We start from the raw sequence: 14,545 nt of genomic DNA on the forward strand, positions 1-14,545 counted from the left end.
TCTGTGTATGTGCCTGATTTGTCGGGTCTTCCCGATCTTGTTTGCAAGAATACGCCGATTGCGCCCGCCTGTCACGGGAAAGCTGTGCTGCATGTGCGGTAGATCGGCGAAATATCGCGACAATCTGAGGTGTTAGCCGTTCAGAATGCGGGCGGCCTCTGGCGCGAAATACGTCAGAATGCCGTCACATCCCGCGCGTTTGAAAGCCAGCAGGCTTTCAAGCATCGCCTTTTCGCCGTCGATCCAACCGTTTTGGGCTGCTGCCTGTATCATCGCGTATTCGCCCGAGACCTGATACGCGTAGGTCGGCGCGCCAAAGCTGTCTTTTACCCGGCGGCAAATATCCAAATAGGGCATCCCTGGCTTGATCATGACCATATCTGCGCCTTCGGTCAGGTCGCGTTCGATCAGACGCAGCGCTTCGTTCGAGTTTGCGGGATCCATCTGATAGGTCTTCTTGTCCCCGGTCAGTGCGCCCGAGGCCCCAACGGCGTCACGGAACGGGCCGTAAAACGCGCTGGCATATTTCGCGGCGTAGCTGAGGATCATGACGTTGTGATGCCCTGCCGCCTCAAGCGCACTACGCATTGCTCCAATCCGTCCATCCATCATGTCTGAAGGGCCGATAATATCAGCACCGGCTTCGGCTTGCGCCAGAGTCATTTTAACCAGCGCTTCGACCGTCTGATCATTCACAATTTCGCCATCCACAACATAGCCGTCGTGGCCGTTGATGTTGTAGGGATCCAGCGCCACATCGGTCATTACAGCGATATCTGGTGCCGCTTCTTTGACCGCCCGAATAGCGCGATTGGACAAGTTGTCGGGATTCCACGCTTCGGCACAATCTTCGGTTTTCAGCGCGGGATCGGTATATGGGAAGATACAGATAGCCGGTATTCCAAGCGCCTGTGCTTCGCTAGCTGCTTTTGCGATCAAATCAACCGAACGCCGCATGACCCCGGGCATGGAGGGCACGGGCTCTTCGATACCTTCACCATCGCGCACAAAAACCGGCCAGATAAAGTCATCGACGGTCAGGGTGTTCTCGCGCACCAACCCCCGGATCGCCTCGGATTGACGGGCCCGGCGGAACCGCGTCAGTGGATAGGGGGCGATGGTCGGTTTCATGGCGCACTCTCCTTGAACAATCGCGCATTGGGTGGCATGAATTCCCGGTGGTCTCAAGGGTAACAATGGACGCATCCATTCGATGACGGTCCCTGCGGACGTTGAATAAAGGGCAGACGCTTGGACATTTACACTTCGATATTTGAAATCATCGATATGCGAAGCTTTTCGAATCTGTGGTATTGGATCGGATTGGCTGTTCTTTGGTCATCGGCCAGCCATTGGTCGATTGGCGTGCCCCACGATCTGGTGGCACGAGCGCGCCGTTCCGGTGGCCAGTCAGAACAGGATTTGTTGGACATTGCCAGGATCAACACGAATCGTGTGTTGTATATTGTCGAGACTTCTGGTCTCGCGATATTTGCGATCTGTTGTTTCGTGCTGACCGGGTTGGCAACAATGGGTTTCTTTTACGGGCTTGAATTCGCGCAAGCTGTGTTCTTGCTGATGTGCCCGATGTGCTTTGTCATGCTCATCAATATATCGACCGCAAAAAAAATGAGACAACAAGAGCTGACGTTGGAAAACGTTGCCAAGAATCTGGGCCGGTGCCGGGTCTATACTCAGATCATCGGAATAATCTCTATATTGGTCACTTCGTTTTGGGGCATGTATCAGAACTTTACGGCTGGCGTTCTGGGCTGGTGATATCAAAGAGGCAGCATGATGAAGGCTCCGAACCACGTTACAGTCGGCGGTGCTCCTGAGGGGTTTGACGCACAGCTGGTGCTGAATGAGATCGTCCGCTCGGGTGGTCCGGTCTGTCATGTCGCGCGCGATGACAAACGGATGGAGGCGATGCGGGCGGCGCTGGCCTTTTTTGCCCCTCACATGCCGGTGTTCGTTTTCCCGGGCTGGGATTGCCTGCCTTATGATCGTGTGTCGCCCAATGCGGATATCTCAGCTGCGCGCGTGGCGACATTGGCTGCACTAGCACATCAGATGCCAGAGCAGTTTGTGCTGTTGACCACGCTTAATGCAGCAACACAGCGGGTTCCGGCCCGCGCTATTCTACGCGAGGCCGCGTTTACCGCCCGCGTAGATCAGCGCATAGATGAAGAAGCGCTGAGGAACTTTCTGGTGCGCATGGGCTTCACCCAAAGCCCGACTGTTATGGAGCCCGGAGATTATGCGATCCGCGGCGGTATCATTGATATCTTTCCACCGGGCGAAAGTGGCCCGGTTCGGCTGGACCTGTTCGGAGATGTCCTGGACGGCGCGCGCCGGTTCGATCCTGTCTCGCAGCGCACGACCGAAAAGCTTGATGTGGTCGAGCTCGCCCCAGTGTCCGAAGTTATTCTGGACGAAGCCGCCATCACCCGATTTCGCCAGAACTACCGCATCGAATTCGGCGCAGCGGGCACGGATGACCCGCTGTATGAGACCGTCAGCGCTGGCCGTAAACATCAGGGTATCGAACACTGGCTGCCGTTCTTTCATGAAAAGCTTGAGACGCTGTTCGATTACCTGCCGGGCGCAACAATCTCACTTGATGATCAGGTCACACCAGCGCGGTTGGCGCGGTGGGATTCGATTGCTGATCAGTATGAGACGCGAAAGCTGGCGCTGGAAAACCGCTCGCGCATGGATACTGTGTATAAACCTACGCCCCCCGGGCTGCTTTATCTGGACGATGCTGCATGGGAAAGGGCGGTTGGCGACCGGCGCGTGTTACAGTTCAGCCCGCTGCCGCAGGCCAGCGGACCCGGTGTGATTGATGCAGGTGGTCGGATTGGGCGCAACTTTGCCCCGGAACGCCAGCAGGAGAGCATCAGCCTATTTGGTGCTCTCGCCAGCCACATCACCGATAAGATGGACAAAGGTCCGGTCCTTATCGCCTCCTATTCAGAAGGCGCGCGCGAACGTCTGACCGGATTGATCGAGGACGAGGGTCTCGCCGAGGCGATCCCAGTGACCGATGGCACACGAGTTGGGAAGCGCGGGTTGCATCTGGCCGTTTGGGCATTGGAGCATGGGTTTGAAACGCCTGATTTGACGGTGATCGCTGAGCAGGACGTGCTGGGTGACCGTCTGATCCGCCAACCCAAGAAACGCCGCAAGGCCGAGAACTTTCTGACCGAGACCCAATCCCTCAGCCCCGGCGATCTGGTGGTGCATGTAGACCACGGCATTGGTCGCTACATGGGGATGGAGGTCGTCACCGCCGCTGGTGCTGCGCATGAATGCCTGCTGCTGGAGTATGCGGAACAGTCAAAGCTCTATCTGCCGGTTGAAAACATTGAGTTGCTGTCGAAATACGGCCATGACGAGGGGCTGCTAGATCGTTTGGGCGGTGGCGCTTGGCAAGCCAAGAAAGCCAAGCTGAAAGAGCGCATTCGCGAGATGGCGGACAAGCTGATCCGCATCGCGGCTGAGCGTGCTTTGCGCAAGGCCCCGGTGATGGACCCGCCACCCCACGCGTGGGAGGAGTTCAGCGCGCGTTTCCCGTATCAGGAGACCGACGATCAGTTGCGTGCCATTTCCGAGGTGATGGAGGACATGCACTCCGGCGCGCCGATGGATCGCCTGATTTGCGGCGACGTTGGGTTCGGCAAGACCGAAGTCGCCATGCGCGCAGCCTTTGTTGCAGCCATGTCAGGCGTGCAGGTCGCCATAGTCGCGCCGACCACGTTGCTCGCACGCCAACACGCAGCGTCCTTTAAGGAACGCTTCCGGGGCTTCCCGCTGGAGGTTCGGCAATTATCACGCTTTGTGTCGGCAAAGGAGGCGCAACAAACCCGCGACGGGCTGGCACGGGGCACTGTGGATATCGTGATCGGAACACATGCGCTGTTGGCCAAAGGGATACGGTTCAACAATCTGGGTCTGTTGATCATCGACGAGGAACAGCATTTCGGCGTGGGTCACAAAGAACGGTTGAAACAGCTGCGCTCGGACGTACACGTCCTGACCCTGACCGCAACGCCGATCCCGCGGACGCTGCAGCTGTCTCTGACCGGGGTACGCGATCTGTCGATCATTGGCACCCCACCCATCGATCGCCTTGCCATCCGCACCTATGTCAGCGAGTTCGATGCCGTCACCATTCGCGAGGCACTGCTGCGTGAACATTATCGAGGTGGGCAGAGCTTCTATGTGGTCCCGCGTATTTCGGACCTGCCCGAGATCGAAGAATTCCTCAAAGAACAACTGCCAGAGCTGACCTATGTGGTTGCCCATGGGCAGATGGCAGCGGGTGAGCTGGATGACAGGATGAACGCCTTCTACGACGGCAGGTACGACGTGTTGCTGGCGACCACTATTGTCGAAAGCGGGTTGGATATTCCGACCGCCAACACGATGGTGGTGCATCGGGCGGACATGTTCGGCCTCGCACAACTCTATCAGATCCGGGGTCGGGTAGGCCGTTCGAAAACCCGCGCTTATGCCTATCTGACCACCAAACCGCGCGCACGCCTTACGGCAACGGCCGAGAAACGCCTGCGGGTTTTGGGCTCATTGGATACGCTGGGGGCTGGATTTACGCTGGCGTCACAGGATTTGGATATTCGTGGGGCCGGTAATCTTCTGGGTGAAGAGCAGTCCGGCCAGATGCGCGACGTAGGCTACGAACTCTATCAGTCGATGCTCGAAGAGGCGATTGCCAAGATTAAAGCTGGCGAGATGGAAGGGCTGTCGGATGCCGACGACCAATGGGCCCCGCAGATCAACCTAGGCGTCCCGGTTCTTATCCCCGAGGATTACGTGCCCGATCTTGATGTGCGTCTTGGTCTCTATCGCCGCCTGTCGTCATTGTCGACGAAGGTCGAGCTGGAAGGCTTCGCTGCTGAATTGATCGACCGTTTTGGCACTTTGCCGAAAGAGGTGAATACACTGATGCTGGTCGTACGTATCAAGGCGATGTGTAAACGGGCAGGGATTGCTAAGCTGGACGGTGGACCTAAAGGCGCGACGATCCAGTTCCATAATGACAAGTTCGCTTCCCCTCAGGGGTTGGTCGAGTTCATCCAGAACCAGCGTGGAATGGCCAAGGTCAAGGACAACAAGATCGTTGTCCGGCGCGATTGGAAAAAGGACAGCGACAAGATCAAGGGCGCGTTTGCGATCGCGCGCGATCTGGCCGAAAAGGTTATGGCTGAGAAGAAAAAGGCAAAAGCCTAGTCCCCGGTCACAAAGGTGCAAAGCTGCCAATCGCCCGCTTCGGATTTCACCAAAGCAGCGCGATACCCAACCATCGATGTCAGAAAGTCGCCGTGCATGTAGCCTGTGGTTCCATCCGTCAGTCGAATTTTTTGATAGGTTTCATCGGTTTGATAGTCAGGAACAATGACCACCTCGTGGCTGATCAAACCAACTATCGGGCCACCGCGCGAGGGGGATTGGCGCAGCGTTACCTGTTCAGCGGCCACGAAATATGCTGTGAACGGATCCAGGGAAGCGGGCAGGGCGATTTGCCAATGTGTTGGCATCCAGAACTCACCCTGTTCGTCAAAGTAACCTGGCTGCGACAGCGTTTCGTATAAATCTGTCCAATAGGCTTCGCGCAGTTCGTCAGCTTCGTCTCTGAACTCTTCGCTCAGCTGATCGGGCGGCACAGTTAGGTTTATTCGGAATTCGTCCGGTCCGCCATTGCTGCCATGGCTTAGATAAATATCGGGACATGAGGCAGCCACCACGGCCTCGGTATCGCGCGCCTCGATTTTTGCAAGCAGATCGGACCTGAACTTTAGCAGGGTGGGGTCTTGTTCTGCTTGATCCACTGGAGGAAATGTCTGCCGTTGAGCAAATGCGGGACCACACATTACCAAAGCCAGAGCTAATGACAGTGCATTCATTCGGCGGCTCACATCGCGGCTTGCGCACAAAAACAGGATGCACCAACAGCCCTGTCCGCACGCGCGAGCGCAAGATCAAGACGTTGTTGAATCTGTTTGATTTCTATGGCCTCTCCACGCTCTTTCAGGCAATCGCGTAGCCCTCTAAGGCTCCAGACATTGTCGGGGTGGATCGAGGCACGGCCGAGCGCTCCTCCTAGGCCCAGATCCTCTCGAAAGACGGCCTCGGCCTCGGCAACGTGGCCCTGTTCAAATAACAAAGCCCCAAGCGCGTGGCGTGTGGGCTGCATCCAGCCCCATGGTTCGTCATAAGGCAATGTGTCGTCCAACTCGACCGACCGACGCAGATGGGCATATGCGATATCGTAGTTGCCCTTACGATATTCGATTTCTCCGCGCAGCATTTCCGCAGCAATTTCAAGCAGATCGATGACGCGATTATTGTGCAGTCTGCGTGTTTCGGGCACGCAGGTCTTAGCGGCAAGGAAAAGTTGCTCTTCAGCTTCGGCCTGCGCGACCTCATCCGTGGCCGCATGGGCGATGGCGCGGGCATAGTGTGTTGTTGCCGTGAGCGTACGATAGAGGTCCGGATCGTCGGGAAGATCCAACGCCTTAGCCTCTTCCCAGCGGCCAAAGCGGATCAGGATATGCGGACCCATAGACATATAACTTTCGAAATAATCCGCCATGGGCGGGCTTTCGATCCGCAGCATTTCCTCGGGTGTGGTGTCCCACAGGCCTTGATTGGCGCGCAGGGCGGGCTCCATCTGACCCAGAAATAATGCACCGTAGATTGCAAAATGGTAATTGTGTTGACGATAGCCGGTGTAGATATTGAACGCGCCTTCGCGCTCATAATACTTCAAATCAGCGACCGAGGCCTGTTCATTCCAATAGACGACGTTGTGATAATGGCCGCACTGCACGTCGATATGCGTTGGCATATGTACCAGATGCCCCGCATCCGGAACCAGCGTGCGCAGAATATCCCCCGCTTGCAGAGCCTTTTCCGGGGTCGGCGACATCTCCATCAGATGGACATAGAGGTGCAACAGGCCGGGATGAGACATCGCATCAGGATCATCAGCCATCGCTTTTTCCAATGCCTCTTGCGCCTCAAGCGTGGCCGCGCCCTCGGCAGGTTGTCCGGTTTTCAGGTTCCACATCTGCCAGGGCGTAAGGTTCATCAATGCCTCGACATAGATAGTGCGCAGATCCAGATTGCCGGGCTGCTCAGAAAATGCTGCGCGCATCGCGTCGGCATAGTCGTAATCCCAGGTGTGCATATCCTCAATCGGATCACGCTGTGGGTAACGGGCTGGCAGCGCACGGATCAGGGCCTGTTCAACCGGTGTGCACATCTCCAGAAGGGCCATAGCTTTTTGTGTAGCGTCATAGGCAATCGCCAGTGATTTGGTCTGTCCCTGATCGTCACGCAGATCCCATGGCAGGTTGTAGTTCGGCCCCGCCGCATAGGCGACGCCCCAATGGGCCATGGCGCAGTCGGGGTCAGCGTCTGCGGCCTTCTGAAAACAGGCGACCGCCTCGTCATGGTTATAGCCATATGTCCAGACTAGTCCGCGATCGAACCACAGCTGCGCCTCAGCCGACGCAGTGGTGACGGCACAGGAATAGGTGCCAAGATCATAATAGTCGCGCATAAAACCCCTCCCAAACAATTGGCAGGAGCTTAACGCGTTTCAGAAGGTCTGCACAGATCAGGCAGGCAGTCGATTTTCGATCCGACCCATATGCAGCATCAGGCCGAAGCCCAGAATGCACATGATCAACACCCCTGTCGTCAAAGGCGTAATCGATCCATCAAATAGCAAGCCCACGGGTGCGGCGATTGCCGCAGCCAGAACCGTGGCGATAGACCCAATCACTGAGGCGGCCATTCCCGCGATATGGCCCATCGGTTCCATCGCGATGGCGTTCAGGTTGCCCATGGTAACGCCTGCCATGAAGAATACGGTGGTTTGCCACGTCACGAACAACGCGAATGAGGCGTCCGGGGACAATGGCATCGCGTTCAGGACAATTACGCATGTGGTGATAATGATCTGCGCACCAAGGGCCCAGGTCACGATCCGGCGCATGCCGAGGCGAACAACGAGCGCGGCATTCAACAGACTGGCCGAGCCCGAGATCAGCGCCACAAAGCCGAACCAGAACGGAAAGCTCTCAGCTCGGTCATGTATGACGTCAAAAACCGGTTGCACCATTGTCAGCATGGTAAACAGCAATCCCATACACAACGTCTGCACAAGGATTGAAAGTCGCACGGTGGGATGGGTCATCATCTCCTTCACAGCTGCGATCATTAATGGCAGTCGAAAGGGGCGGCGATTTTCAGGAGCCAAAGACTCGGGCAACCGCGTTGCCATCCAAACTACGATGATTGAAGCAAAAAGCATGAAGGATACGAATATCCCGCGCCATCCAACCAAAGCGATAACACCTGCACCAAGCAAGGGTGCTGCGGCCGGAACCAACGTGAAGATCATCATGGCAATCGAGATGATGCGCGCCATCTCGCGTCCCGCATAGAGGTCCCGAATGATCGCCATCGCCACAACTCGAGGGCCAGCAGCGCCGAGGCCTTGAACAACCCGCGCAGCCAATACCAGCTCGAGCGAAGAACTGGCCCAGGCAACTGCCGACGCCAGGATATAGAGGGCAACGCCTCCATAGATAACCGGTTTGCGTCCAACGGCATCCGAAATCGGGCCCGTGAAAAACGTCCCGATACCCATGCCCAGCACAAAAGATGTCAAAATCAGTTGCGCTTTGTTCATGTCATTGGGGCTAAGCTCATTACCGATTTCGGGCAGAGCGGGCAGCATTGAGTCGATCGAAAAGGCAATCGTGGCGAACATCATCGCGACCAGCGCAATGAATTCGCCCCGGGACATGCGATTGGTCATGGGGAGCTCCTTCCCAGCAGCGCTATCACGGTGCCGAGGAACGGACTAGATCAGAAATGCACAGGGGTCTGTGCTATTCTGCAGAGGAAGCCTCAATCTGAGACATGATCTCGGATATAACTTTTCCCCATAATTCAGGGGGTTGTGCGCCAGGAACGGCGTGTTGGTTCGCCACAATGAAAGTGGGAACCGAATTCACGCCCATCTCGCGAGAATGGCTGTCGCGGGTTCTTATGTCTTCGCGATCGGATTCCGATTGCAGCAATTTCATCACGACTGCCGCGTCCATGCCAACGCTGTCTGCGATATCGGCCAGAACTTCTCGATCTCCGATGTCGCGTGCTTCGACGAAATATGCGTTGAACAGGGCATCGACCACGGCGTTCTGCTTGCCCTCTATACCGGCCCAATGGATCAGTCGGTGTGCGTCCAGCGTATTTGGCGTACGTTTCATGCCCTCGAAATCGATCTTCAGACCAGCGTTCTTGGCGTGCTCGACAACCGGTGCATAGGCGCGAACAGCGCCGTCTTTGCCGCCAAACTTACGCTCCAGATACTCACGCCGGTCCATCCCTGCATCGGGCATATCCGGGTTCAATTGAAAAGGATGCCATTCGATCACGAACGGATGGTTCGGGATTTCGGCAAGCGCCTTGTCTAAATGGGTCTTGCCGATATAGCACCAGGGGCAGATCGGGTCGGACATGATATCAAGCTTAACGGTCTGTGTCATTCGGACGTTGCCTTGAAATAGGCCGGCAGGGCGCGGCGCAGGAGTTTGCCGTTGCCCCCAGTGGGCAGTTCGGACAGATGGACAAAGGCCCGCGGTTGTTTGTAGCGCGCCAGCTTGTCAGACACATAGGCGTGCAACGTCTCCGCGTCTAGTTCCTCGGGGCCGGTGTAGAATGCAACAATGATCGAGCTGTCTTGTTTAACCTCAACCGACGCGGCGCCAACCTGCGTGATACCTGGGTGGTTCGACAAGGCAGCCTCAACTTCGACCGGGGAAACCCGGTACCCGCCTGCGTTCATCATGTCATCGTCGCGGCCCATATAAGTGATCTGCCCGTCTGCGGACATCGCACCCTGATCACCTGTCAGGAACCAGTTCCCAGCGATACGTCCGTCGGCCTCTTCGGGTGCGTTCAGGTAAGTCAACATAAGGCCCGGATCGTCACGGTGAATTGCAATCGTGCCTTCTTGTCCCTGCGGAACCGGGCCGTCGGGACCAACAATGGCAACCCGGCGCCCAGGTTGCGGCTGACCCAACGCCTCACCGCGCGCCGGGTGGCTGGGGCTGGACGAAATGAAGGTCGAACATTCCGACATACCATATGCTTCGTATAGTTCTGTTCCGGTGGACCGCACCCACTTGTCGTGCAGGTGACGTGAGAGCTTTTCTCCGGCGCAGAGGCCATGGCGCAAATCAGGTAAGTCTAGTCGTTGATTGCCTTGCATGATCTTCCGAAAGACCCCGGGGGCGGCTGCAAAAATCGTGGCGCGTTGTTGAGTCAGCAGGGTGGTTAGATCACGGATGTTTGTTCCCGGCTCTGGAATCAGTGCCGTTGCGCCGATGGTCCACGGATCCATCAACCCGGTACCCAGAGTATAGGTCCAGTTGAATGCTCCGGCGTGGCACAATCGATCCGAAGATTGCAGACCGTACCAGCCATCGACCATCATTTGCCGCGCCCAGATGGCGCGATGCGCGTGGGCGACGGCGCGGGGTTTGCCTGAAGTGCCCGAAGTATAGACAACATAGGCCAATCGCTCGGGGTCACCCATTGCAAACTCCGCTGGCGGCAGCGTTCGCATTCCGACAAGCTCATCCAGCCGTATTTGGTTGGAGTGATCGGCGCAGGCGACCTGCGGATCGCGCAAAACGGCGGCAGGATTCAGATCGTCGATGATCTTGGCGGTTTCCGCATCTGTCAGTTGTGATGAGGTTGGGACTGGAACCAGCCCCACGGCGATTGCTCCAAGATATGCGATTGGGAAATCGACTGTATTGCCAAGTCGCATCAAAATGATGTTGCCGGGCTTGAGGCCGCTCTGAAGCAAGCCTGTTCCTGTTCCCAGAATCGCTGCATTCAGCTCTCTGTAGGTCCAGTCGACTGCGCTGTTCTGCCCAAGCACAGATAGAGCGGTTTTTTCCGAATAGATTTGGGCATGACGCAGGACATGCGCGGCAAGATTGAATGGGCGCGGGCAGGGCGGCGGTGGTCCCTGATCAAAGATCGACAACATGGGAACTGGCTACAGCTGCGCACGGCGCGTTGCAAGCAGAGCATGCTGCCCCTATAGAAAGACGCATGAGCAAGAATGATCATAAGTCCATCGTCAGAATTGCCCGCGACAATGGTATTAATACCGAGCTTGAGCCCGTCGATCTGGGCGCGCGTGTGCGTGAGCTGCGCAAAGCCCGAAACTGGACGCTGGAACAGGCGGCCAACCAGGCCGGGTTGGCAAGGTCGACACTTAGCAAGATCGAAAACGGTCAGATGTCGCCGACTTATGATGCGTTGAAGAAGCTGGCGATAGGGCTGGAAATTTCGGTGCCTCAGCTGTTCACTCCGCCCCAGCGTGATCAGGTCATAGGCCGAATGGCAGTGACCAAAATGGGTGCGGGGGCTGCCCACGCAACTACAACCTATGAGCATGAACTGCTGGCAGAAACGCTTACCAAAAAGCAGATGCTACCCTATCGCGCCCGAGTGCGCGCACGATCTATGGAAGAGTTTGATGGATGGGTACGTCACGATGGTGAGGAGTTCTTGTATGTCCTGACCGGCGTGGTGCGCCTATTCACCGAATTTTATGAACCAGTCGAGATGCGCCGGGGCGATAGCGCCTATTATGACGGTAGCATGGGGCACAATGTAATTTCGGTTAGTGACGAGGACGCCACGATCCTTTGGGTGACGTCACTTACTTAAGGTTTGCGCAACTTCGCGGTTCAACGCTTCGGTATACAGGAAATCCTCAAGCTCTTCCCGGGCTTCATTAACGGTCAGATGGTGACGTTCGGCCAGATATGCTTCGAACTGCTTACGATCTTCACCAACGCGCGCCATGTCCCTGTCCCGCAGGTTTGGAAATCTGCGTTTTGCACGCGCATACGACGCGCCCCAGTCTTGCGTCAGATCAGCCCAGTTCAACATCTACGAGCCTTCCCTTTATTCGGTTCCAGGATTGCTCTCCCCGGTTTTAGCGTACGGAGTGTGGGGGGATAATGCGGACATGACAAAATGTCGCAGGTTGTCGTGACGGAAACCAAAGGCAAAAACCCGCTGCGGCTAAACCGCAACGGGCCGACGGACCTGCTGTTTTAGTGAGTGGCGGCCGGTCCGTTGTTCTTCTGACTTAAACAGCCAGTACAGTATCACGTACCCGAAAAATGCTGCAATTATCTGCACTAAGATATTCATCGGGATATGTACAACGTATAGTCCGTGCCACGAGTCCGTAAAGCCCCTTGCGATGATTTTGACCGGACAAGCAATACTTGTGCAACTTGTGTACCAGTAGGCGCGAATGGTTCCGCGACCCACAAGCTCTGGTATTGGTCACAGTTTGTGACGGGTTCAGCCGAAAATCGCTTATGGCTGGCAATCTGCCCTGTCGCCGTGCCATTGCCGGATCAACCAGTTTTAGGCCCGGATTTGCGCTGAACTAAAAGCCGCGCGGTCTTGTCAGTCCTCGTACCACCAGACCTGCGGCATGTATTCGGGGCCATCTCCATAAATCGGAAGCGAGGCAGGTTGCTTCAACTCCTTCACGTGGGCGATGCGGCCGACATCGAAGCTCCAGATCGGAATGACGTAACGGCCAGCGGTTAGTACGCGGTCCAACGCGCGGGTAGCGGCCACAAAATCCTCGTGGCTTTCCGAGGCCAGCATTGCATCGATCAAACCGTCAACGGCAGGAGAGGTCAGCCCCATGACATTCCTAGTCCCCGGAGTGTCGGCGTTTTCGCTGCCCCAATACAGGCGTTGTTCGTTGCCGGGCGACAGCGAAAGGGCGCGGCGGAAGGGCGTCATGTCGAAGTCTTGCGCGTCGATACGCGAGGTGTACTGCGCGTCGTCAACTTTTTCGACGGTCAGTTGAATGCCCAGGCGCTCCAACGCGCGTGCATAGATTTCCGCGATCACACCGACATCCTGCACCACATTCAGGCTGCCCTGGCTGATGACAAGGTCGATTTCAAACGGTTTGCCATTGGCATTGCGAAGCTGACCGTCCTGAATTGTCCAGCCTGCCTCTTCCAGCAGTTTTAGCGCCTTGCGGATATTGCTCCGATTGCGTTCGGTTCCATCACCCGCGGGCAATTCATACCCCTCAATGGTACCCGGCGCCAGTTCGGCGGCGTAAGGTTGCAGAAGGTCTGCGACGCGATCGGTGGCCGCACCGGGTTGCATGCCCAACTCAGAGCCTGAGAAATAGGACGTAATTCTGGGTTGCGCGCCGCCTGTGATGGTGTCGTTGATGAATTCAAAGTTGAACGCCAGAGTCAGCGCTTCGCGAACGCGCCAATCGTCAAAGGGGGCCTTACGCGTATTCATGACAAAACCGGTCATGCCCGAAGGTTTTTGATGCGGAATTTCGGTCTTTACAACATCACCGCGTTGCGCCGCCGGGAAATTATACTGAGTGTTCCATTTGTCCGCGTTAAACTCGCGCACTGCTGAAAGTTCACCTGCCTTGAATGCTTCGAAGGCAACGGTGCCGTCACCATAGAATTCGATCCGCATGTCATCCAGATTCATCGTGCCCTTGCGGTATGGGATATCGGCACCCCAGTAGTCAGGGTTGCGGCGTAGGTTTACATAGCGGCCAGCTTCGTAATCATCGATCACGTAGGGTCCTGATCCGATGGGTATATCTTGCAACTGAGCGTCCGCGAACGATTTCCCCTCCCATTGCGCCTTTTGCAGGATAGGTCGCATGCCTGCGATCAGGGCCAACTCGCGATCGGGTTCATTAAAGCTGATCCGGACACTGCGTGGGCCGGTCTGTTCAATGCTATCGATCTTGCCCCACAGCCCGCGATACCGCAGGTGGCCTTCGGTACCCAGCGTCTCGTACGACCAGATAACATCTTCGACAGTGACAGGTGCGCCATCCGAGAATCGTGCGTTTTCACGCAAAGTGAATTCGACCCAAGTGCGGTCCGAATCTGTCTCAACTGATTCGGCTAACAACCCGTAAAGAGTGAAAGGTTCGTCCCAGGACCGGCCCATCAGGCTTTCATGGGTCCAAAATCGCAGCTGCCAGGGTGACGTGCCTTTTTGCACAAACGGGTTCAAACTGTTATAGCCGCCGGTATTTCCAAATACCACCTTTCCGCCCTTGGGCGCGTCGGGATTTGCGTAGGGTAGCGACACAAAATCCGGTGGTAGTGCCGGGTCGCCATACATAGCTATGCCATGGGCTGATTCTGCCGAAGCGAATGAAGCCGCAAAAATGCAGGCGATTCCCGCAATTGCTGGTCGGAGGGGATGGAGATAATCGGGGCTCATTTTGGAAACAATCCTGCTCTGGCCTTATTTTGTTTGGGATTCACCGTAGCCATGATTTTTCTTATTATCAAACTTTTAGCTTGGACGGATGCAAAGAATTGCTTATAAAGGATGCACTGCTCGATAGGTTTCTTGCCTGTATGAAACCTGCCTCAATAACTTAACGCCCGCT

At 56.2% G+C, this 14,545-nt stretch carries 11 protein-coding genes; 3 read left to right on the forward strand and 8 right to left on the reverse strand.

The window, feature by feature from the left end; genetic code table 11:
- Positions 1–132: 132 nt before the first annotated feature.
- The gene (gene hemB, locus ACR3EJ_RS12055) at positions 133–1,131 is read right to left on the reverse strand and encodes a porphobilinogen synthase (protein WP_170540035.1); all 999 of its coding nucleotides are present in this window, start codon (positions 1,129–1,131) and stop codon (positions 133–135) included.
- 120 nt (positions 1,132–1,251) lie between these two features.
- On the opposite strand from hemB, the gene ACR3EJ_RS12060 reads away from it, so the two are divergent.
- Positions 1,252–1,779 (forward strand): component of SufBCD complex, encoded by a 528-nt coding sequence (locus ACR3EJ_RS12060; RefSeq protein ID WP_170540032.1) that lies wholly within the window; start codon positions 1,252–1,254, stop codon positions 1,777–1,779.
- Between the two features lie 18 nt (positions 1,780–1,797).
- Positions 1,798–5,253 carry a transcription-repair coupling factor gene (gene mfd, locus ACR3EJ_RS12065; RefSeq protein WP_170540428.1) on the forward strand — a complete coding sequence of 1,152 codons (3,456 nt, stop codon included), beginning with the start codon at positions 1,798–1,800 and terminating at the stop codon, positions 5,251–5,253.
- On the opposite strand, the gene ACR3EJ_RS12070 is transcribed toward mfd, so the two are convergent.
- The 5 genes from ACR3EJ_RS12070 to ACR3EJ_RS12090 form a co-directional block, all read right to left on the reverse strand.
- Positions 5,250–5,927: an SH3 domain-containing protein gene (locus tag ACR3EJ_RS12070; protein WP_170470653.1), complete on the reverse strand. Its 678-nt coding sequence runs from the start codon at positions 5,925–5,927 to the stop codon at positions 5,250–5,252. The two genes, mfd and ACR3EJ_RS12070, sit on opposite strands and share 4 nt — an antisense overlap.
- An 8-nt stretch (positions 5,928–5,935) precedes the next feature.
- Positions 5,936–7,588, reverse strand: a complete 1,653-nt coding sequence (locus ACR3EJ_RS12075; RefSeq protein WP_170540029.1) for a hypothetical protein — start codon at positions 7,586–7,588, stop codon at positions 5,936–5,938.
- Between the two features lie 57 nt (positions 7,589–7,645).
- Complete coding sequence (locus ACR3EJ_RS12080; RefSeq protein WP_170540026.1) at positions 7,646–8,854, reverse strand: multidrug effflux MFS transporter; 1,209 nt, start codon at positions 8,852–8,854, stop codon at positions 7,646–7,648.
- Between the two features lie 73 nt (positions 8,855–8,927).
- A complete protein-coding gene (locus tag ACR3EJ_RS12085) occupies positions 8,928–9,587 on the reverse strand; it encodes a DsbA family oxidoreductase (protein ID WP_170540022.1) in 660 nt (219 codons plus the stop codon).
- Positions 9,584–11,101, reverse strand: coding sequence for a class I adenylate-forming enzyme family protein (locus ACR3EJ_RS12090; RefSeq protein WP_170540020.1), 1,518 nt, complete (start codon positions 11,099–11,101; stop codon positions 9,584–9,586). The genes ACR3EJ_RS12085 and ACR3EJ_RS12090 overlap by 4 nt, the downstream gene beginning before the upstream one ends.
- Positions 11,102–11,166: 65 nt before the next feature.
- On the opposite strand from ACR3EJ_RS12090, the gene ACR3EJ_RS12095 reads away from it, so the two are divergent.
- A complete protein-coding gene (locus ACR3EJ_RS12095; protein WP_010440326.1) occupies positions 11,167–11,790 on the forward strand; it encodes a helix-turn-helix domain-containing protein in 624 nt (207 codons plus the stop codon).
- Here ACR3EJ_RS12095 and ACR3EJ_RS12100 read toward each other — a convergent pair.
- Entirely contained in the window at positions 11,779–12,015 is a 237-nt protein-coding gene (locus tag ACR3EJ_RS12100; RefSeq protein WP_010440325.1) for a hypothetical protein, read from the reverse strand. The two genes, ACR3EJ_RS12095 and ACR3EJ_RS12100, sit on opposite strands and share 12 nt — an antisense overlap.
- Before the next feature lie 531 nt (positions 12,016–12,546).
- On the reverse strand, positions 12,547–14,373 hold the full coding sequence (locus ACR3EJ_RS12105) for an extracellular solute-binding protein (RefSeq protein WP_170540017.1): 1,827 nt from the start codon (positions 14,371–14,373) through the stop codon (positions 12,547–12,549).
- Positions 14,374–14,545: the final 172 nt, after the last annotated feature.

Source organism: Ruegeria sp. AB11 (assembly GCF_056536325.1).